The organism is uncultured Bacteroides sp. (assembly GCF_910585845.1).
Taxonomy (GTDB): domain Bacteria; phylum Bacteroidota; class Bacteroidia; order Bacteroidales; family Bacteroidaceae; genus Bacteroides.
Genome location: NZ_CAJUHF010000002.1, coordinates 52,341 through 72,350, shown reverse-complemented (window position 1 = coordinate 72,350; position 20,010 = coordinate 52,341). Strand labels below are relative to the sequence as shown.

Annotated in this window: 18 protein-coding genes; 12 read left to right on the top strand and 6 right to left on the bottom strand. The window is 46.4% G+C overall.

The window, feature by feature from the left end; genetic code table 11:
* Window positions 1-18: 18 nt before the first annotated feature.
* The 4 genes from QZ323_RS01115 to QZ323_RS01100 form a co-directional block, all read right to left on the bottom strand.
* Entirely contained in the window at window positions 19-387 is a 369-nt protein-coding gene (locus QZ323_RS01115; protein ID WP_294632098.1) for an FtsL-like putative cell division protein, read from the bottom strand.
* A 39-nt stretch (window positions 388-426) separates the two neighbouring features.
* Window positions 427-1,341 (bottom strand): 16S rRNA (cytosine(1402)-N(4))-methyltransferase RsmH, encoded by a 915-nt coding sequence (gene rsmH / locus QZ323_RS01110; protein ID WP_294632096.1) that lies wholly within the window; start codon window positions 1,339-1,341, stop codon window positions 427-429.
* A 35-nt stretch (window positions 1,342-1,376) separates the two neighbouring features.
* Window positions 1,377-1,850, bottom strand: coding sequence for a division/cell wall cluster transcriptional repressor MraZ (mraZ, locus tag QZ323_RS01105; RefSeq protein WP_294632095.1), 474 nt, complete (start codon window positions 1,848-1,850; stop codon window positions 1,377-1,379).
* A gap of 855 nt (window positions 1,851-2,705) precedes the next feature.
* The gene (locus QZ323_RS01100) at window positions 2,706-3,209 is read right to left on the bottom strand and encodes an RNA polymerase sigma factor (RefSeq protein ID WP_294632094.1); all 504 of its coding nucleotides are present in this window, start codon (window positions 3,207-3,209) and stop codon (window positions 2,706-2,708) included.
* Window positions 3,210-3,438: 229 nt separating this feature from the next.
* On the opposite strand from QZ323_RS01100, the gene QZ323_RS01095 reads away from it, so the two are divergent.
* Complete coding sequence (locus QZ323_RS01095; protein ID WP_294632092.1) at window positions 3,439-4,278, top strand: 1-acyl-sn-glycerol-3-phosphate acyltransferase; 840 nt, start codon at window positions 3,439-3,441, stop codon at window positions 4,276-4,278.
* 57 nt (window positions 4,279-4,335) lie between these two features.
* Window positions 4,336-5,328 carry a GNAT family N-acetyltransferase gene (locus QZ323_RS01090; RefSeq protein WP_294632091.1) on the top strand — a complete coding sequence of 331 codons (993 nt, stop codon included), beginning with the start codon at window positions 4,336-4,338 and terminating at the stop codon, window positions 5,326-5,328.
* Between the two features lie 24 nt (window positions 5,329-5,352).
* Here QZ323_RS01090 and QZ323_RS01085 read toward each other — a convergent pair whose 3' ends face one another.
* Window positions 5,353-6,681: a deoxyguanosinetriphosphate triphosphohydrolase gene (locus QZ323_RS01085; protein ID WP_294632090.1), complete on the bottom strand. Its 1,329-nt coding sequence runs from the start codon at window positions 6,679-6,681 to the stop codon at window positions 5,353-5,355.
* A gap of 152 nt (window positions 6,682-6,833) precedes the next feature.
* Here QZ323_RS01085 and dut point away from each other — a divergent pair, with 152 nt between their 5' ends.
* The 4 genes from dut to QZ323_RS01065 are packed head-to-tail and all read left to right on the top strand — an operon-like array spanning window position 6,834 to window position 10,926.
* A complete protein-coding gene (dut, locus tag QZ323_RS01080) occupies window positions 6,834-7,268 on the top strand; it encodes a dUTP diphosphatase (protein WP_294632088.1) in 435 nt (144 codons plus the stop codon).
* Between the two features lie 18 nt (window positions 7,269-7,286).
* Window positions 7,287-9,038, top strand: a complete 1,752-nt coding sequence (locus QZ323_RS01075) for a tetratricopeptide repeat protein (protein WP_294632191.1) — start codon at window positions 7,287-7,289, stop codon at window positions 9,036-9,038.
* Entirely contained in the window at window positions 9,035-9,625 is a 591-nt protein-coding gene (locus QZ323_RS01070) for a DUF4292 domain-containing protein (protein WP_294632086.1), read from the top strand. Before QZ323_RS01075 ends, QZ323_RS01070 begins: the two co-directional genes overlap by 4 nt.
* Window positions 9,622-10,926 carry a peptidoglycan DD-metalloendopeptidase family protein gene (locus QZ323_RS01065; RefSeq protein WP_294632085.1) on the top strand — a complete coding sequence of 435 codons (1,305 nt, stop codon included), beginning with the start codon at window positions 9,622-9,624 and terminating at the stop codon, window positions 10,924-10,926. Before QZ323_RS01070 ends, QZ323_RS01065 begins: the two co-directional genes overlap by 4 nt.
* A gap of 377 nt (window positions 10,927-11,303) precedes the next feature.
* On the opposite strand, the gene QZ323_RS01060 is transcribed toward QZ323_RS01065, so the two are convergent.
* Window positions 11,304-12,380 carry a M20 family metallo-hydrolase gene (locus QZ323_RS01060; RefSeq protein WP_294632190.1) on the bottom strand — a complete coding sequence of 359 codons (1,077 nt, stop codon included), beginning with the start codon at window positions 12,378-12,380 and terminating at the stop codon, window positions 11,304-11,306.
* A gap of 939 nt (window positions 12,381-13,319) precedes the next feature.
* Here QZ323_RS01060 and QZ323_RS01055 point away from each other — a divergent pair.
* The 6 genes from QZ323_RS01055 to QZ323_RS01030 all read left to right on the top strand — a co-directional run bounded on the left by QZ323_RS01055 (window position 13,320) and on the right by QZ323_RS01030 (window position 19,959).
* Complete coding sequence (locus QZ323_RS01055; RefSeq protein WP_294632083.1) at window positions 13,320-14,282, top strand: site-specific integrase; 963 nt, start codon at window positions 13,320-13,322, stop codon at window positions 14,280-14,282.
* 321 nt (window positions 14,283-14,603) lie between these two features.
* Window positions 14,604-14,729, top strand: coding sequence for a hypothetical protein (locus QZ323_RS01050; RefSeq protein WP_294632082.1), 126 nt, complete (start codon window positions 14,604-14,606; stop codon window positions 14,727-14,729).
* Window positions 14,730-14,850: 121 nt separating this feature from the next.
* Window positions 14,851-15,432 carry a DUF3575 domain-containing protein gene (locus QZ323_RS01045; protein WP_294632189.1) on the top strand — a complete coding sequence of 194 codons (582 nt, stop codon included), beginning with the start codon at window positions 14,851-14,853 and terminating at the stop codon, window positions 15,430-15,432.
* 11 nt (window positions 15,433-15,443) lie between these two features.
* Window positions 15,444-16,886 (top strand): DUF3868 domain-containing protein, encoded by a 1,443-nt coding sequence (locus QZ323_RS01040; RefSeq protein ID WP_294632080.1) that lies wholly within the window; start codon window positions 15,444-15,446, stop codon window positions 16,884-16,886.
* A 68-nt stretch (window positions 16,887-16,954) separates the two neighbouring features.
* Entirely contained in the window at window positions 16,955-18,919 is a 1,965-nt protein-coding gene (locus QZ323_RS01035; protein ID WP_294632078.1) for an Mfa1 family fimbria major subunit, read from the top strand.
* 14 nt (window positions 18,920-18,933) lie between these two features.
* Window positions 18,934-19,959, top strand: coding sequence for a FimB/Mfa2 family fimbrial subunit (locus tag QZ323_RS01030; protein ID WP_294632076.1), 1,026 nt, complete (start codon window positions 18,934-18,936; stop codon window positions 19,957-19,959).
* The last annotated feature ends 51 nt before the right edge of the window (window positions 19,960-20,010 follow it).

Sequence of the window (20,010 nt, the reverse complement as noted above, 5' to 3'; positions counted from 1 at the left end):
CCTTTTTCTTACCTTGCCTTATCTGATTAAATACGGTGGATTGGTTGAAGTTTGCAAATCGCTCTCTTTGGTTGCGATGTACTCTTCGATACGCGATTGCCGACTCCGTTCCATCAGCTCCGAACTGCGGGTGAGGGCATCGTATTTAATGTCTATGAGTTCTTTTTTCAGTTTGTCTATCTCTATCATCTGTTGCTGGCAGGCATAACGGTTGTGTATATAGAACAGTACCAGCACCACGATCAACACCAGCATTTTGGTCTGACGGCGGAAAAAGTCCGTGGCGAGAATATCGCCTCCGATGATATTCTTCAGCGAAGTATGCCCTTTTGTCTTCTTCGCCTTTTCTGTCTGCTCTGTATTTTCGTATCCTTGTTTTTCTTCCATTTCTTTCGTCACTAATCGTTTCAACTCTAAACATTGTCGTCACTTCTTCTCCGCTATCCTCAGTTTGGCACTTCTCGACCTTGGGTTGCGTTCTATTTCAGCTTCATCTGGCACGATCACCTTGTTGTTCACCAACCGGAAGGGAGACTGCACGTTTCCGAAGAAGTCTTTCTCCATCTTGCCTTCCACGTTTCCGGTCTTCATCATATTCTTCACCATCCGGTCTTCCAGTGAGTGGTAGGTGATTATCACCAGTCGCCCACCCGGTTTCAAAGCTTCGGTTGCGGCATATAACATCTCTTTTAGTGCTTCCATCTCCTGGTTGACTTCGATGCGCAATGCTTGAAAGACTTTGGCAAGCTCTTTTTTCTCCCGTTCGCGGCCGAAGAAGGGTTTCACAACCTCCAAGAACTCTGCAATGGTCGTAATCTTCTGTTTACCCCGTGCTTTCACGAGTGCGGATGCCAGTTTACGGCTGTTTTTCAGTTCTCCATACAGATAGAAGATGTCAGCCAGCCGTTCTTCGTCATAGTTGTTGATGATGTCAGCCGCAGTATATCCCGCCCGTTTGTTCATGCGCATGTCCAGTGCACCGTCAAAACGGAATGAAAATCCCCGTTCACAGTCGTCGAAGTGGTGCGAAGATACACCCAGGTCGGCGAGTATGGCATCTACCTCTTCAATCCCATGATAACGCAGGAAATTGTGCAGATACCGGAAATTGCTCCGTACGAAGATGAAATGCGGATCGTTCACGATATTCTGTTCTGCATCTTCGTCCTGGTCGAATCCCAGCAATCGTCCGCCGTCTCCCAGCCGCGACAGTATTTCGCGCGAGTGTCCTCCACCACCAAAGGTAACGTCTACATACGTCCCGTCCGGGCGGATATCCATTCCGTCCACGCTCGGCATCAGTAGTACTGGTACGTGGTATATCAATTCTTCTTTTTCCATCCGATTTTCAATCAACTGTTTGTTCTTCACTCCTTTTACTCCTCTTCGTCTTCCCAATAATCTTCATCGCCCAGGATGTCTTGCAGTGCCTCGCCGAATTCTTCAGGTTTCATAAACGGTTGTTCGGCTTTCTCTTTGGCCCAGATTTCGATGGTGTTATCCATACCGATGAAGCGTACGTCATTCTGTATGCCTGCCATTTGCAGATAACGCTTGGGCAGCAGGATACGTCCGTTCCCGTCAGGAACCACAATTTCTGCATCGCTCACAAACTGCCGGAAGATTTGTTGGTGTCGGGCGTTCCACTTGTTCAGGCGTTTCCGCAACTGGTTTTGGGTCTTGAACCAGACACTTTCCGGATAGAGTATGAGGCAATCCTGGAATACGTCTTTGCGCAGCACAAGCCTCTCTTCGGAGGCAGATTGCAGCTGCTTCCGGAATCCGGCGGGGATAAATACGCGTCCCTTAGCGTCGGTTTTTGCTTCTATGTTGCCCAAAAAACGTATCATTGTTACCTTATTATAATAAGCGACGGTAAAAGTACACATTTCCCCACAATCCCCCACATGTTTTAACTAAAAACTTTCAGAGAAGTTTTCAACAACCTGTTTATAGCTTATTCCATTGATAATGAATAGGGTGTTGGAACGCTCTCTGGGTGGGGAATAACTGCTTCTTTGCCTTCTTCTTTGTGGCTTCTCCGTTTTAGCTGTTTGCTAAAATCAGAAAGAGCTGAAAGATAAAACATAGGGGATTAAAATGTACGCTATTAAAATCTGCATCTATAGAACGAGATTCCAGGCATAGCCTTCTTTCTGTTTGCCGTGCAGATGAATATGGCAGGTAGGATGTCCGGATAAAAGCGCGTGAAAGTGGTGATGTTTATCTTGCAAAACGGCTAAATTTGTCTCATGAGCTGAATAAATTTGTCTCATGAGCCGAAAAAAATCGTTCCGTGGGCTGAAAAAAATCGTCTCATGGGATGATTTTATTCGTCTCACGAGGCAAAATTCATTCTTATTCTACCGATTGTTATATCCGGAATGGATGATATTTATCCCCTGATTGTGCATGCTCTTATTTTTATCTGAGTGCTGTGTTGTAATTGTTTGATTATTAATTTGTTCTGGATGATAGTTGATAACTTTCAGGTGTAGTATTGATAGCTTTCAGGTGGTGTTTTGATAGTTTTCGGGTGCTTGTCCGGCGGGCTGCTTGTCCCTAAAAGAGAGGGGCGGAAGACTTTTTCAAGTTTTCCGCCCCCTCTTAGTTAGTGGCTATTTGAGAAATTCAATCAGGAGAACGTTTATATATGTATGGTTAAGGAATAGGTTCTTCAGAACGTTCGATAGTTAAGGATTAGGTTATCTGAAATCTTTCAGTTCTTGCTGCAGTTTCTGGCGTGTGAAGAAGATGCGGCTTTTGACTGTTCCTAACGGTAAACCGAGCTTCTCCGCAATCTCGCGGTACTTGAAACCGGAAACGTGCATTGAAAATGGAATCTTATATTCGCGGGGCAGTGCGTTTACTACGCGGTGCATCTCTTTCAGGTCGTAAGCGCTTTCAGTGCTCTCGAAACCAGAGTCTTGCGGGAGATTCAGGTGATAGAGGTTATCGGTCTGGTCTACGAAAGTCTGGTCGCGTACCACTTTTCGGTAGTTATTGATGAATATATTGCGCATAATGGTGTACATCCAGCCCTTGAAATTAGTGTCGGGCGTGTACTTGTCTTCATTGTCTAATGCCTTTAATGAAGTTTCTTGCAACAGGTCGTTGGCTTCTTCACGGTCGGAGGTTAATTTATAGGCAAAGCGTAACAGGTCGTTTTGTACTCCGAGCAAATCCTTTTGAAATGTAATACTGTTCATATCGTTCTTTTTAAATAATGGTTATAGATTCGTTTTAATTTTGACACTGCAATTTTACGGAAGTTAGCTCACTCCGGCAGACGTATTTCTGGCAATCTTTAGGGCGAAAACTATCAATTAGTAGTTTTTAGGCGCCTTTTGTTTGTTTTCAGGTGTAGTTTTCCCCTGTTTTATTGCGTATAATTAAAAAGATGAGCTAAATTTGCACAATCATTTCATCTTAAAAAGAATGACTGACGACTCTTTGTTTCTGATTGATATTGATAAAGTGCTTCGCGAAAAGGCTCCGAAGTACTATAAGTATATCCCAAAATTCGTTGTCTCTTATCTGAAAAGAATCGTTCATCAGGAAGAACTGAACGTGTTCTTGCGCGAATCGAGGGATAAGGAGGGGGTGGACTTCTTGAAAGCCTGTCTGGAGTTTCTTGATGCCAAGATTGTGGTCAAGGGAGAAGAGAACCTGCCGAAAGAAGGATTATATACTTTTGTCTCCAACCATCCGTTGGGGGGACAGGACGGTGTGGCACTGGGTTACGTGCTGGGCTCTTTTTATGATGGCAAGGTGAAATACATGGTCAACGACCTGCTGATGAACCTGCACGGGTTGGCACCACTTTGCATACCTATTAATAAGACGGGCAAGCAAGCAAAAGATTTTCCGAAGATGGTGGAAGCCGGTTTCTTGTCGGACAACCAGCTGATCATGTTTCCTGCCGGATTGTGTTCCCGGCGCCGGAACGGAGTAATACGCGATCTGGACTGGAAGAAGACTTTCATTGTAAAGAGTGTACAGTTTCAGAGAGATGTGGTACCCGTCCATTTCGAGGGACGTAATTCCGACTTTTTTTATAATTTGGCGAACATCTGTAAATTCTTGGGTATCAAATTTAACATTGCAATGCTTTACCTCGCCGATGAAATGCTGAAGAATCGGCATAAGACCTTTACCGTCACCATCGGAAAGCCCATACCTTGGCAGACTTTCGATAAATCGAAGACTCCTGTCGAGTGGGCGGAATATGTGAAAGACATTGTGTACAAATTGGGGATTGAAAACCAGAAATCGTAAATATAAGAATTATTGGTCGGCGTTTACCGATTGACGATGAACAACTAACAGAATTGTATGGAAGAGATTATTGAACCTATAAGTAAGGAATTGTTAAAAGCAGAACTCACCGAGGAGAAACGTCTGCGCATGACGAACAAAAGCCATAACCAGATATATATCGTTACGTCTCAGGACTCTCCGAACACGATGAAGGAAATCGGACGTTTGCGTGAGATCGCTTTCCGGGCAGCAGGCGGCGGAACGGGAAAATCGTTGGATATCGATGAATATGATATCATGGAGAACCCTTATAAACAGCTGATTGTCTGGAATCCGGAGGCAGAAGAGATCTTGGGAGGTTATCGCTATATTCTGGGAACGGATGTACGGTTCGATGAAAATGGTTCGCCCATATTGGCTACGGCACACATGTTCAACTTCTCCGAGAAGTTTCTAAAGGAATATCTTCCTACTACTATAGAATTGGGACGTTCGTTTGTGACTGTCGAGTATCAGTCCACCCGTGCCGGAAGCAAAGGGTTGTTTGCTTTAGACAATCTTTGGGATGGTTTGGGAGCGCTGACGGTAGTGATGCCCAATGTGAAGTATTTCTTTGGCAAGGTGACCATGTACCCCAGTTATCACCGTCAGGGGCGCGACATGATTCTTTATTTCTTGAAGAAGCATTTTGCCGATAAGGAATCTTTGATTACTCCGATGAAACCGCTGGAAATGGAAGCTAATGAAGAGGATTTGGCAACTCTCTTCTGTAAGGATACGTTCAAAGAAGATTATAAGATATTGAACAGTGAGATACGTAAGTTGGGGTATAACATTCCTCCCTTGGTGAACGCCTATATGAGTTTAAGCCCCACGATGCGTATGTTCGGCACTGCCATCAACTATGGTTTCGGCGATGTAGAGGAAACAGGTATCTTGATTGCCGTAGACGAAATCTTGGCAGAGAAACGCATACGGCACATTCAGTCGTTCATCGAAAATGAACCGGAGGCATGCAAATTTACCTCCGGGGTGAATAAAGTCTTCTTCTCTAACTCTTGTAAATGAAAGAGGCGTGGGCAGGGAACATGCTCACACCGCAGGGAGACTGTTCCCGTTGATCTTTCTGTATAGATCGAGTGCAAAGACATCCGTCATGCCGGATATGTAATCCAATACCGCCTGTATTCTTTCGTAGAGTGCAGGCGCTTTTATGTTGTATTGCTCCGAAACACGGTTGATGAGCAACTGCGAGTAAGCCTTTTCCGGCGAACGTACGGCATCGATCATCAGGTCGAGCAGGGTACTGATGATACGGAAACCGGCAAGCTCAATGTCCAATACATCCCGCGAACGGTAGATCTTCTCCATCGAGAGTGCCTCGCAATGCTTATAAGTCTTTGCCGGTAGTTCGGAGATGTGCTTGATGAGGCTGCCTTCAAACTCTCCTTCCAGTATCTTCTCTTCATTCTCCAGAAACGTTTGCGCGCATTCGTTGATGAGCAGGCCGATGACGCAGGAGCGTAAGTAGGCAATTTGTTCATTGATGTCGCTTACGAAACCCAGTGTCTTGAGCATGTGTGCCTTGCGCTCTTCCGGAAAATAGGACAGAAGTAACTCTTGCGTTTCGCGGGTGGTCAGTATCTTCAGTTTATGGGCGTCTTCGATATCCATCATCTGATAACAGATGTCGTCCGCTGCCTCTACCAGGTAGACAAGCGGGTGTCGGGCGTACTTCAATGGACTCTCATTAAGCTGTTTCATGCCCAACTCTTCGGCAATGCGGCGGAAACTCTCTTCTTCGGTCGTGAAGAAGCCGAACTTCGACTTCTTGCCTGCCAGGCTCGATGAAAAGGGATATTTCACGATGCTGGCAAGCGTGGAGTAAGTCAGCACAAAGCCCCCTTTGCGCCTTCCCACAAATTGGTGGGTCAGCAGGCGGAAAGCGTTTGCGTTTCCTTCAAAGTGCGTCAGGTCTTCCCATTGGGCGGCAGACAGCTCTTCTTTCAGCCACATTCCCTTCCCTTCAGAGAAGAAGGTGGATATGGCGCGTTCGCCGGAGTGTCCGAAAGGAGGATTACCCAAGTCATGCGCCAGACAGGCGGCAGATACGATGGAACCTATTTCGGACAAATAGGAGGTTTGTTGCAGTTCGGGATGTCGCGAAAGAAGTGCCTTGGCTACGTCGTTCCCTAACGAGCGTCCTACGCAAGAGACCTCCAGACTGTGTGTCAACCTATTGTGCACGAAGATGCTGCCCGGCAGGGGAAATACTTGTGTCTTGTTCTGCAGGCGGCGGAAAGGTGCCGAGAAAACAAGTCGGTCATAGTCGCGTTGAAATTCAGAGCGGTTCTCGTGACGTTCCTGATGAAACTCTTCCAGTCCGAAACGCTTGGCAGATATGAGGGTATTCCAGTTCATGGTGATAACTACAGATTTTGAGTTGCAATTTACAATATGGTAAGAAGCGGATGTGGTGGCATCCGCCCTTTGTTATTATTTAACTGCAAATGTATCACTATTTTGCTTTAAAATCTGTATTTTCGCCCCAATTTATCATTCATCATTGTGTCATGAACGTACAAATCATTAATAAATCGAAACACCCGCTTCCGGCTTACGCCACCGAACAATCAGCGGGAATGGATCTCCGTGCCAATCTTTCAGAACCTATCTCCTTAGCTCCGATGCAGCGCTGCATGGTGCCTACCGGATTATATATCGCCCTGCCTCCCGGCTTCGAGGCACAAGTCCGCCCGCGTAGTGGGCTGGCTCTCAAGAAGGGAATCACGGTATTGAACTCTCCGGGAACCATTGATGCCGACTACCGGGGTGAAATTTGCGTTATTCTGGTGAACCTTTCATCGGAGGTATTTGTGATAGAAGATGGGGAGCGTATCGCCCAGATGGTGATAGCCCGTCATGAGCAAGTCGTATGGCAGGAAGTGGAGGTACTGGATGAAACGGTGCGTGGTGCCGGCGGTTTCGGCCATACGGGTAAAAGTTAAGATTAATTCGGAATGACAATGAAATGTAAGATATTACCGTTTATCCTATTGTGCGTGGTGCTGATGTCGTGCGGCACCTCCCGCCGGGGAGGAAAGAAGTTGCGAACGGTTTCCGGGTCGCAGGTTGTGCTTACGCCTGAAGAACAGCGTAAATACGACTATTTCTTTCTGGAAGCTTCCCGCTTGAAGACACAAAAGGAGTATGGGGCGGCTTTCGACATGCTGAAGCACTGCTTGAACATCAATCCGGATGCCTCGTCTGCTCTGTATGAAATCTCGCAGTATTATCTGTTTCTCAAGCAGGTGCCTCAGGGATTGGCGGCATTGGAGAAAGCTGTGAAGAATGAGCCGGACAATTATTGGTACAGTCAGGGGTTGGCAAGCCTCTACCAGCAACAGAACGAGACGCAGAAAGCGGTCGACCTGCTGGAAGGTATGTCTGTGCGCTTCTCCGGTAAGTTGGATCCGCTGTACAGTTTGCTGGATATCTACAACGACCAAGAAGACTACCAGAAAGTGATCACCACCCTTAACCGCTTGGAAGAGAAGACCGGGAAGAACGAACAACTCAGTATGGAGAAGTTCCGCATCTATCTGCAGATGAAGGATAACCGGAGTGCTTTCCACGAAATAGAGAGTCTGGTGGAGGAATATCCGCTGGACATGCGCTATCAGGTGGTGTTGGGCGATGTCTATATGCAGAACGGTAAGAAGGAAGAGGCGTATAACCTCTACCGGAAAGTACTTTCCGCCGAGCCGGACAATGCGCTTGCCATGTATTCGCTTGCCTCCTACTACGACCAGACCGGGCAGAAGGAGCTTTATAGGCAGCAACTCGACACGCTTCTGCTGAACAAGAAGGTACCTTCGGATACCAAGTTGAACGTAATGCGGCAGTTTGTTGTCGAGAACGAGAGGGCAGGCAGGGACAGTACGCGCGTGATTTCCCTGTTCGACCGTATTCTGAAGCAGGACCAGGACGATGCGCAGATGTCCATGCTCTACGTGCAATACCTGCTTTCCAAACAGATGAACAAGGAAACGTTGCCGGTATTGAAGCAGATACTGAACATTGACCCCACCCATACGGCTGCCCGCATGATGTTGCTTGGCGAGGCTGTCAGCAAAGAAGATTATCAGGAGGTCATCCGTTTGTGTGAGGCAGGTGTCGAGGCTAATCCCGAAATGCTTGAGTTCTACTTCTATCTCGCCATCGGCTACAATCAGGCGGAGCGTTCCGATGATGCTCTCGCCGTCTGCAAAGAAGCTTTGAAGAACGTCACGGATGCCAGTAAGAAAGAGATGGTTTCGGACTTCTATTCCATCATGGGCGACATCTATCACACAAAGAAGATGAATGCCGAGGCATACGCCGCATACGACTCCGCACTGGTCTACAATGCAGCCAATATAGGAGCGCTGAACAACTATGCCTACTACCTTTCTTTGGAACGTCGCGACCTGGACAAAGCGGAGGAGATGAGCTATAAGACAGTGAAGGCGGAGCCGAAGAATTCCACTTATCTGGATACGTATGCCTGGATACTGTTCGAGAAAGGCAATTATGCCGAAGCACGTCTCTATATAGACGACGCAATGAAGAACAACGGTGCCGAAAGCAGTACCATCGTGGAGCACTGTGGCGATATCTACTACATGACCGGTGACGTGGAGGGAGCCTTGAAGTACTGGAAGCAGGCACTGGAGATGGACAATCAGTCCAATACCCTGAAGAAGAAGATTGAGAAAAAGAAATATATACCAGAATGAAAGCATTATACGGCAAATACAAGGCAACGGGGCATGTCCTGTCTCTTTTGCTTCTTTTGAGCCTGCTGATAGGTCTCTCCGGATGTAAGACTCCCCGGAAGGCGGTATCATCGTGGGGAGAACCGCGTTATTTATCTTCCAAGGTACAGCTGACCGTTCCTAATAAAGGAGGAAGCATCACGGTGAACGGCACGATGAAGCTCATCAGTGCCGAGCGGGTACAGTTCTCTTTCCTTATGCCGATTCTTCGTAGCGAGGTGGCACGTTTAGAGATCACTCCCGATGACATATTGCTGGTGGACCGTATGGGGAAGCGTTATGTGCAGGCGTCACGCAAAGAGCTGAAAGGCATTCTGCCCAAGAAGGCCGACTTCGCCCATTTGGAGAAGATGCTTTTTGACGCCTCCAGGCCCGGAGCAAAGAACTACCTGACCGGGAAAGATCTGGGTATACCTTCGCTGGAGAAAGGAAAAATCGTGCTGTCGGACTTCTCCGATAAGGAGATAACGTTGAAACCGCCCCAACTCTCTTCTCGTTACGTGAAAGTGGAATGGACTGAACTGTTAGAAATGTTGATGAAGCTATGAGACACTTTCTTTGTATCTTTATCGGTTGTTTCTGGTTGCTTCTGCCGCTTTGTGCCCAGTCCAACAAGATGATTAAGGAGTTGGAGAACAAACGGGGCGCATTGCAAAAGCAGATTGCCGAATCGGAAATGCTTTTGAAGACAACAAAGAAGGATGTCGGCAGCCAGTTGAACGGGCTTGCTGCTCTCACTGGTCAGATTGAAGAGCGGAAACGCTATATACTTGCCATCAATAACGACATGGAGACCATCGACCGCGAACTATCCAAATTGGAACGGCAGTTGGTGCGTCTGCAGAGCGACCTGAAAGATAAGAAGAAGAAGTATGAGGCTTCCGTACAATATCTCTATAAGAACCGATCCGCCCAGAACAAGCTCCTGTTCATCCTTTCTGCCAAGACCTTCTCACAGACCTACCGCCGCCTGCGTTATGTGCGCGAGTATGCCGATTACCAGCGCCTTCAGGGTGAGGAGATTTTGAAGAAGCAGGAACAGGTAAACCGGAAGAAAGAGGAACTTCAGGGTGTGAAGCGTGCCAAAGCCGATCTGCTGAAAGAGCGCGAGCGGGAGAAGGAGAAGTTGGAGGCTCAGGAGAAAGAGAAGAAGACACTGGTTGCCAACCTGCAGAAGAAACAGCGCGGCCTGCAGAACGAACTGAACAAGAAGCGTAAGGAAGCTGCCCAGCTGAATGCACGCATCGACCGCCTGGTAGCCGAAGAGATAGAGAAAGCCCGCAAGCGTGCCGCCGAAGAGGCGCGCAAGGAAGCAGCTGCGGCTAAGAAAGTTTCCGGACAGGGAGCCAAAGCCACTACATCCTCAGGGAATGGTGCGAAGAAGGCCGCGCCCCTCGAAACATATACCATGAACAAGGAAGACCGTGAGCTTTCCGGCAGTTTTGTCAACAACCGGGGCAAGTTGCCCATGCCTGTCACCGGACCATATATCATCACGAGCCGTTACGGTCAATACTCCGTAGAGGGACTCCGCAATGTGAAGCTGGACAATAAAGGCATCGACATTCAGGGCAAGCCCGGTGCGCAGGCACGGGCCATTTTCAACGGAAAGGTAGCGGCTGTCTTCCAGTTGAACGGTCTCTTCAATGTACTTATCCGCCACGGGAACTACATCTCCGTCTATTGCAATCTCTCTTCCGCTTCTGTGAAGACAGGAGACACGGTGACCACACGCCAAACCATCGGACAGATTTTCTCAGACAATGCGGATAACGGACGTACCGTCCTGCATTTCCAGTTGAGGAAGGAGAAGGAGAAACTGAATCCGGAGCTATGGCTTGGCCGCTGACTTGTTGTCCCTGTTTTGTCGCATCAGTGCGGGCGGATTGTCGTCTGTTGCCTTTCTTTTTGTCGGACAAATGTTGCTTAGGTGCTACTTTTCAGCCATTCTAATCATCTGCCTCAGCCATATACTGCGGTTACCTAAATTGGGTTACGTCAATTCCACGGCTTGGGAATGTGAATCCCAAAGCATGGGAACGTGACTCCCAAAGCATGGAAGTGTGAATCCCAAAGCATAGGAATGGAGTTGCCTCTTGCTTCTCGGCCGATAATTGCAGATTCCCTGCATAACTTGCTTCATTCCGATGTCTGCATTATATCCGGATTCCGTTACCTCCGGCTCTTCTCATATCAGGTAATGTTTTCATGTTTTGTTTTAGGGGTTCAGGCGGGAAGGACTACCCCGTCCAGTAATTGCAGATATAGCGCAATAGCCTCTTCTATCTCTTGGATGAAGATAAACTCGTCTGCCGTATGGGAGCGGCTGCTCTTTCCGGGACCCATCTTTAGCGAGGGGAAAGGCATCAGCGCCTGATCCGAAAGGGTAGGAGAGCCGAAGGGGACGCGTCCCATGCCGATGGCGCGTTGCACAATCGGGTGCTGCTCCTCTACGTGGGACGAGCTGAGGCGGAAGGAGCGCGCTTTGGCTTCGCAGGAGATATGTTTTTGTATTTCCGCAAAAAGCTCTTGATTGCTGTAGCATTCGTTACTCCGGATGTCTACGACAAAGGTGCATCGGTCGGGGATGACATTGTGTTGGGTGCCTGCATTGACTTGCGTCACACTCATCTTCACGGGACCCAATAGCGGGGAGACTCGCTCGAACTGATGGTCGCGGAACCAGGCGATGTCTTCCAATACCTTATATATAGCATTGTCTCCTTCGTTTCGCGCGGCATGTCCGGCACGGCCGTAAGCGGTGACGTCGAGTACCATCAATCCTTTCTCTGCGATGGCGGGATGCATCTCGGTCGGTTCGCCCACGATGGCAAAATTGATGGGAGGGAGTTCGGGTAACACACATTCGATGCCGCCTTTGCCGGAGACCTCTTCTTCGCACGAAGCCAGATAGATCAGGTTATACTTCTGCGTGGTGCGGCAGAGTTGCAGGAACACTTGCAGCAGACTGACCACGCTTGCACCGGCATCGTTGCTGCCCAGCCCATATAGTTTGCCGTTGCTTTCCGTCACCGGATTGAAGGGATCTTTCCGCCATCCGTTTACGGGTCTTACAGTGTCAATGTGCGAGTTCAGCAGCAGAGTAGGCTTTTTCAAGTCGAACATCGGACTGAGGCACCAGATGTTGTTTCCTTTACGTCCGGTTGTCATTCCTTGCAGCTCGATATAGTTTTGCAGGTAGTCTGCTGCCTGCTCTTCGTTACGGCTGAGTGACGGTATGGCAATCAGTGACTTAAGTAGCCCGATTGCTTCCGAAACCATTGTGGGGATGTCGTAGTTCATCATTATATTTCTTATGTCGTTATCGTTGGGAATGGTTGCAAATATAAGAATAATAATTTGACAATAGGAAAACTTGTTGGCGGAATTAAGAACCTGTTTAAATTTTGTGAAGAAAAAACTTTTTGAAGAAAATTCAAACAGGCTCTAAATTGAATTACATCTGTCTCATAACAAGTAATGTAATGAGGCATAACAAGTAATGTAAAGGGGCATAACAAGTAATGTAAAGGGGTATAACAAGTAATGTAATGAAGCCTTTCATTACTTCTTAGTTATGGTATGATGCATTCCTCCGAACTAACACAACAATTAAAAATAAATAGGTTCTTCGTCACTTTTGGGGCAGTTCATGTGTTAAAGCTAGTAAATTTATTGCCTAACAAGGTAATGCTTGTCCTATTGAACATGTGTCTTTTGATAGCTTTAATTTTATTCCCTTAAATAAGCTGGTATAGTCTATAGATAAAGGTGTTTAGTATATTTTACTGCCCCAAAAGTGACGAAGAACCAATAAATACCCTATTTCATCCCTCACATCTTTCACCTATTTGTTAATCGTGTCATACACAGAAGATTATGGTGAAACATCTTGTGGAAGGTGAACCTATTTACCTGTAACCCCGGAGACGCTTACATTCCTGTCCGTGGTTTGTCGTATGCGGTACGTCGGTTTCGCGTATTCACTACGGTCTGTAGTTGTAGTAGTCATGTACACAAACTTCTATCTGAGTTAAAGCTAAGGTCTGGCATGACAAAGTTAAGGTTTAGCATGACAAAGCTAAGGTTTAGCGACACAAACGTGAACTTTAGCCACCCCAAATGTCGGATGAACCGTTTCCTTTACTTTGCATGTGATAAGAATGCAATATTTCCTGTATGTAGAAGTATATTGCCGGCTGCACAAGTCTTTTTATTAATCCATTTAATATAAAAATAGTTATGTCATCTATCAAGAACAAATTCAGTCTCCCTGCCACAAGGGACAAGAGAGTGAGAACGGGTATCTCTTCAAACGACTTTCTGCAACCGTTCATGCAAGAAGTGATCCGCCGCATGTACGAACTGGGCAAAGTACGTACCGGCGAGACCTACACCAGTACGCTCAACAGCTTCATGCGTTTCCGCCAGGGCAAGGATGTCTTGTGGAAAGAGTTCGATGCGGATCTGCTGGTTTCCTACGAAGCCTATCTCAAAGAGACCGGAGTGAGCATGAACACTATCTCCTTTTACAATCGAATCTTGCGTGCCGTCTACAACCGTGCTGTAGAAAAAGGGCTGACCGCACAGAACCATCCTTTTAAATCTGTATATACGGGCATCGGAAAGACAGCCCGTCGCGGTCTCTCCTTAAAAGAGATCCGTAGCATCAGGCAGATGGATCTTTCTTCCGCACCTTTACTGGATTATGCCCGCGACATGTTCCTGTTCAGTTTCTACACCCGCGGAATGTCTTTCATCGACATGGCTTATCTGAAGAAAGACGATTTGAAAAACGGAATGATTACCTATCGTCGTAAGAAAACAGGACAACTGCTTTGGGTGAGATGGGAAAAGTACATGCAGGATATACTTGACAAGTATCCTGTAATGCCGTGTTCTCCCTATCTGCTTCCGATCATTCGGGAAAAGGGAACGAAAGAGCGGAAGCAATACATCAATGCACTCCATCTGATCAATCGAAAGTTGAAATTTATCAGGGAGATATCGAGGACGTCTATTCCCTTGAGTATGTACGTAGCCCGTCACTCGTGGGCAAGCGTAGCCAAAAGCAAGAACATTCCTCTTTCCGTCATTAGCGAAGGCATGGGGCATGATTCGGAAAACACGACGTTGATTTATCTGACGTCACTCGATACGTCTATAATAGACAATGCTAATAGGTTGATTCTAAACTCAATTTAGAATAAGAAAGTGGTTCATCTCTTCCCAAGAGATGGACTGAGGAGATAATTTTTCTATAAACAAGAGATGGATTGGATAGGAGTATATTACCCCAAAACGGGGGTGGAATAGCTCAGAAGCAATATATCAATATAAAAGTCCGACTCTATAAATTGATATGCAGTTCGATATACCGATACCTCCTTTTCGTGCAAAAAAATAAAAAAAGCATGTAACTATTTGGAGATTATCCCTGTTTGTCATACTTTTGCAGCCCCAATTCATCTCTTGGGAAGAGATGAATCCTGAAAATGGTTTTTTGAAGGACTTGTTGTAAAAAAAATGGGAAGTTTAGACGCTATTGGGAATTACGATGCTATCAAAAAAGAAATAGTGATGGGTGGTTGTATGAATATATATGTTTTTGGAATACCTGCCATTGTTTTTATTGGTGCAAGTAATATATAACATATAGTATTTAACCCAAATCTTTTTGGGGAGATTTATAAATTCGGTTGATAAAACTTTCTCCACAATGTTGGAGGAACTTATATATAATGGTATTAATAAATCTTGTATAATGGGAAAGATGACTTTAAAACTTTATGCGTTTTTGTTTTTAGCTCTTTTCAGCGTCAGTGCCAAATGTCAGGAGGTGGCACTGAAAAGTAATTTGATATATGATGCATTTGCTACACTTAATGCTGGAATTGAGATTGGAATTGCAGATAAGTGGACGTTTGACATGTCTGCCAACTACAACGCATGGACCTTCTCGCACGACCGGAAGTGGAAACACTGGCTGTTGCAGCCTGAAGCACGTTATTGGTTTTGCGATAGGTGGGCAGGACATTTCGTCGGAGCACATGCGCTTGGCGGGCAGTACAATGTAGGGAATTTAGACAATAACCTTTCTTTTCTCGGAACCGACTTCTCCGGACTCTCCGACAATCGCTATCAAGGATGGTTTGCAGGGCTTGGATTAGTATATGGTCATTCGTGGATACTTAATAAACATTGGAATTTGGAAGCTCTGTTTGGCTTCGGGTGGGTTTATACCCGCTACGATGTCTATCCTTGTGCCACTTGCGGAACCAAGGTCGCGGAAGATAAACCACACAACTACGTAGGACCTACGAAAGCGGCAATCAATCTGGTTTATACATTTTAAATTTTACGGTTATGGATGCAAGATATCGAATAGCGAAAATATTGATTTGCGCTCTGTTGCCTCTATGCGCAGCACCGACGCTGAAAGCCCAGTCGCTGATGGACGGGCAGATGGAAGTGCGAAACCTGGCAGTGTCCAGACAGGAAGATAAACTGTTTGTCTCGTTGGATCTTGATGTTTCGGCGCTCAAGGTCGGCACCAATCGCGAAGTAGTGTTTGCCCCCACACTGAGCAAAGGCGAACACCAGATAGAATTGCCGGCAGTGATGGTGGCAGGACGGAACCGTTACTATCACCATCTGCGCAATAAATCCGCAGTGAAACTCGACAAACTCTACCGTAGCGGTGAGCAGGATGTGATCGAATACCGCTTGGTAGTGCCTTACGAGAAATGGATGACTAACGCCGCTCTGAACGTTTCCAATACCACCAACGGATGTTGCGGCACTCCCATCCTGAACGATGTTTCTCTGTTGGAGAACGTACTTCCGGAAAAGAATGCGATGGCTTTCTTCCCCGAATACGTCTACATACGCCCGAAGGCTGAACAGAAAATCAACCAGATAGAAGGTTCGGCTTACATCGATTTCCCTGTAAACCGTACGGAGCTATATCCCGAATATCGTCGTAACCCGCAAGAGTTGAAGAAGATCCTCGCTACTATAGACGCCGTGAAAGAAGATGCCGATACCCGCATTCTTACCATTCGCATCAAGGGATATGCTTCGCCCGAAGGTTCGTACACGAACAATATACGCTTGGCGAAAGGACGTACGGCAACGCTGAAGGAATACGTGCGCAACCAATACCACTTCCCCGACTCATTGTTCATCACTGACTACGAACCGGAGGACTGGGAAGGCCTGAGACGCTTCGTGAAAGGTTCGCATCTGACTTATCGTGATGAGATCCTGCGCCTGATAGACAGCGACATGGAGCCGGATGCCAAAGATACTAAGATTAAGGTGACTTATCGCGACGATTATGCCTATCTGTTGCGTGAAGTCTATCCCGGATTGCGCCACTCCGACTACGTGGTGCGTTATGAGGTGCGTGCCTACACTGATCCGGAGGAAATAAAGCGTCTGTTGCGGACGCAACCGCAGAAGTTGAGTTTGGAGGAAATGTACCTCGTGGCACAAGACATGGAGCCGGGCAGCGAAGAGTATAACGAAACTTTTGAGATAGCCGTACGCATGTTCCCCGGAGATGCCACTGCAAACCTGAATGCTGCCAATACCGCCATGCGTTTAGGCAACTTGCCTTTGGCAGAAAAATATCTGGAAAAAGCCGGTGATACGTCCGAGGCGGTTTATGCCCGGGGAATCCACGCCGCTCTTTCCGGCAATTACGAGGCGGCCGAGGCATTACTGAAAGAGGCCGACCGAAAAGGACAGGAGAAAGCCAAAGAGATGTTGAAACGGTTGGAAGAGGTAAGAAAGAGTTTGGAATAAGGCAAAAAAACTGAAAGATTAATCGGATAGAATAAACTTAATTATAGAACATTTAATTTGATTACGCTATGAAAAAGAAATTTTGGAGCAATTTTTTCATGGGAATCTTGGCAATGGGGCTCATTGCCGGATGTAGCAGCGATGAATGGGAAGAGGGCGGAAATACCCCGAATCCTGATTTGGAAGATGCTGTGTATATGAATGTGCAAGTGCAATTGCCGGTGGCAGGGGCAGGAACGCGCAGTGAGACCAACACTGATGGAACGAGTACAGATGGGACTGAAGTCGGAAAGGATTATGAAAATAAAGTGAACCGGGTTTTGTTGGTGCTGGCTGATAAGGGAACTAATGAGCTTATAGCCTTAGGCCTGGATTCTAAGGATTTGGTTATAAGTAATACGACTGTCAAATCCAACCATAAGATTAGTAAGACGGTATTAGCCGATTATTATAAGAAAAAAGGTGGAGCAGATGGTAAATTAGAAGATAATCAGATCAATGTATATGTTTTCTGTAATCCGACTAAAGGTCTGACAGATTTCCTTTTGAATGGAGATAAGGATAAGAGCAAGTGGATGGATGCAGTAGCCGAGATAATTGAAACACCGGCAGGTGGTCCGACTGGTTCGGATGCTGACGCTTGGGGAGGAACATCTCATAAGGACGGTTTTCTGATGTCTACAGCTAATAGTGCGGATATTGTCAAAAGAATTCCTCACGAGCTAAAGACATGGGATGCGCATACCTCTCCTTCAAAAGCATTTAATTTGTCGGGAACAAACAATGCCTCCAGTTCTGATACAGAGATAAATAATGAGGGAAGTATCAAAGTAGAGCGTGCTGTTGCTCGTTTTGACTTTAAAGATGGAAGTGAAAAAAGAGATCGAAAATATGATGTGGTGACAGAAGAAAAAGATGGAAAAACAGTCACGACCATTCAGATTGAATTGCAGAAAATGGCACTGGTAAATATGAGTAAACATTTCTATTACCTGCATCGTGTATCTGAGAATGGTTTGAATGAAGGATCTCAACTTTGCGGATTAGAAAATGGTTCTAATTATGTAGTAGATACTGATGCGGCAGAAAAATCGGTAGACAGTTTCGCTTCATTTGAGTTTGGAAAAAATTTCAATTTCTGTTTGGGATCTTCTGATGCAAACAAAGCTTGGGCCATTGATGAAGTGGCGCGTGAACAGTGGTATACTCAAGAAATATCTGAGGTAATTGAGGGAGTTAAAGATGAATGGAAGAACAAGGAATATCGTATCTGGCGTTACGTGACCGAAAACACGATTCCTAAAGCCAATAACCAAAAGAATGGGGTTTCTACAGGTCTTGTGTTCAAGGGTAAGATGATAGCAACTGAAAATGCCAGTGCTGAATTGAAGAGAGTGATAAATGAAGCTACTGGTGATCCGAACGTAGATCCTATATTATATGTATACGGCAGTCACATGTTTGTTAGTTGGAGCGAAGTGCGTGCATACGCTATTGAAAATAAGGCTGACCACATTCTCTATGAAACTGTATTTGGTAAGAATAACACGGTGGAGGTCGTAGCGGAAAAGAAAGCCGATGAAAATGGAGCGGGAGCGGTCGCAGCAGTTTATAGTAATGATGAAACAAGTCCTGACTATTTGTGGAATAAGTGGTATAATACTGAACACCATAACAATGAGAATGCACTCAAAGAATTCAAAAAAGCTGCGACAGACGCTGAGTTCACTCTTTATCAGTCTAGTAAAGACTCGGAGAATAACAAAGGATATTTCTGCTACTACTATTATTGGAACCGTCATAATGACAATAACAACAATGGCGTAATGGGTCCGATGGAATTTGCCGTAGTACGTAATAATGTCTATAAACTTGCGGTGACTAGAATCGAACAGCTTGGCCATCCGCGTGTGACCGAAAACGATCCGGATCCCGTTGATCCTGACAATCCGGATGAAGTAGGTGATGTTTATATTACTCTTTCTGTTGAAGTGCTCCCCTGGACCGTACGCGTAAATAATATCGAATTCTAAGAAAACCGACCGACATGCAAAGCAGAAAGCGGAATATAATTTCACAGTTTGTCAGCGTGGTGCTTGGCGCCATGCTGGCAACTGTTGCCTTGTCCTCGTGCGAGCGGATATTCGAAGACCTCGATCCATGTCCGCACGGTGTATCGTTGCGTTTCGTCTATGACTACAACATGGAGTTCGCCAATGCATTCCCTAAGCAGGTGGATTGCCTGACGCTTTACATCTACGATGACAAGGACAATTACGTAGACACAAAGATAGTGACAGGAGAGGAATTGCAGGATGAAGATTATCGGATGACACTGGATCTTGAAAAGGGAAATTATCATTTCGTGGCATACGGTGGATTGGCCTGTGACAAAAGTTCTTTCTCTCTGTTGCAAACACCTGCGGCGGACAGCAAGCGGACAGACTTGCGCACCATCATGGATGCCGACTGCCTAACCGTGCCCGAACGTCGCAACCTGCATGATATGTTTTGGGGACAACTCACCCTTGCCACTGCCGACCTCTACAGTGAAGGAACAGTGAAGATGATGAAGAACACCAACAGCATACGCATCGTGTTGCAGAATGTAGACGGAACATCGGTCAAAGTCGATGACTTCGACTTCGAAATCATCGATGACAACACACTCTTCAACTACGACAATGACCTGTTGCCCAACGGCGATATTACCTACATTCCCTGGGCCAAAGGACAAGCGCAGACGGGTGTCTCTATCGTAGGCCCCGATCAAGTAGTGCCCCGTCCCGTCGAAGTGGCTTATGCCGAGCTCAGCACCTCGCGGCTGATGACCAAAAATTCTCCGCGTCTGCTTGTGAAGCGGCACGAAGATGCAGAAACCGTGATAGACTTCCCGCTCAACAACTACCTGTTGCTGATGCGAAGCGACCGTTACAGCGATATGGGAGACCAGGAGTATCTGGACCGCGAAAGTCGCTGGACACTCTATTTCTTCCTGCAAGCGGGCATTTGGTTGCAGACGCGTATCGTAGTGAACGACTGGGTGGTGCGAATCAACGACATCGAAATGTAAAGACGGGAACAAGAACAAAGAATAAGAGAACGGAAACTAAAAACAAGTTTT

Coding starts and splice junctions, on each gene's coding strand:
- QZ323_RS01090 (WP_294632091.1), top strand. CDS start 4,336: ATGGAAGAGATTATTGAACCTATAAGTAAGGAATTGTTAAAAGCAGAA.
- QZ323_RS01040 (WP_294632080.1), top strand. CDS start 15,444: ATGGATGCAAGATATCGAATAGCGAAAATATTGATTTGCGCTCTGTTG.
- QZ323_RS01100 (WP_294632094.1), bottom strand. CDS start 3,209: ATGAACAGTATTACATTTCAAAAGGATTTGCTCGGAGTACAAAACGAC.
- dut (WP_294632088.1), top strand. CDS start 6,834: ATGAACGTACAAATCATTAATAAATCGAAACACCCGCTTCCGGCTTAC.
- QZ323_RS01095 (WP_294632092.1), top strand. CDS start 3,439: ATGACTGACGACTCTTTGTTTCTGATTGATATTGATAAAGTGCTTCGC.
- QZ323_RS01115 (WP_294632098.1), bottom strand. CDS start 387: ATGGAAGAAAAACAAGGATACGAAAATACAGAGCAGACAGAAAAGGCG.
- QZ323_RS01075 (WP_294632191.1), top strand. CDS start 7,287: ATGAAATGTAAGATATTACCGTTTATCCTATTGTGCGTGGTGCTGATG.
- QZ323_RS01060 (WP_294632190.1), bottom strand. CDS start 12,380: ATGAACTACGACATCCCCACAATGGTTTCGGAAGCAATCGGGCTACTT.
- QZ323_RS01035 (WP_294632078.1), top strand. CDS start 16,955: ATGAAAAAGAAATTTTGGAGCAATTTTTTCATGGGAATCTTGGCAATG.
- QZ323_RS01030 (WP_294632076.1), top strand. CDS start 18,934: ATGCAAAGCAGAAAGCGGAATATAATTTCACAGTTTGTCAGCGTGGTG.
- rsmH (WP_294632096.1), bottom strand. CDS start 1,341: ATGGAAAAAGAAGAATTGATATACCACGTACCAGTACTACTGATGCCG.
- QZ323_RS01055 (WP_294632083.1), top strand. CDS start 13,320: ATGTCATCTATCAAGAACAAATTCAGTCTCCCTGCCACAAGGGACAAG.
- QZ323_RS01045 (WP_294632189.1), top strand. CDS start 14,851: ATGACTTTAAAACTTTATGCGTTTTTGTTTTTAGCTCTTTTCAGCGTC.
- mraZ (WP_294632095.1), bottom strand. CDS start 1,850: ATGATACGTTTTTTGGGCAACATAGAAGCAAAAACCGACGCTAAGGGA.
- QZ323_RS01065 (WP_294632085.1), top strand. CDS start 9,622: ATGAGACACTTTCTTTGTATCTTTATCGGTTGTTTCTGGTTGCTTCTG.
- QZ323_RS01070 (WP_294632086.1), top strand. CDS start 9,035: ATGAAAGCATTATACGGCAAATACAAGGCAACGGGGCATGTCCTGTCT.
- QZ323_RS01085 (WP_294632090.1), bottom strand. CDS start 6,681: ATGAACTGGAATACCCTCATATCTGCCAAGCGTTTCGGACTGGAAGAG.
- QZ323_RS01050 (WP_294632082.1), top strand. CDS start 14,604: ATGGGAAGTTTAGACGCTATTGGGAATTACGATGCTATCAAAAAAGAA.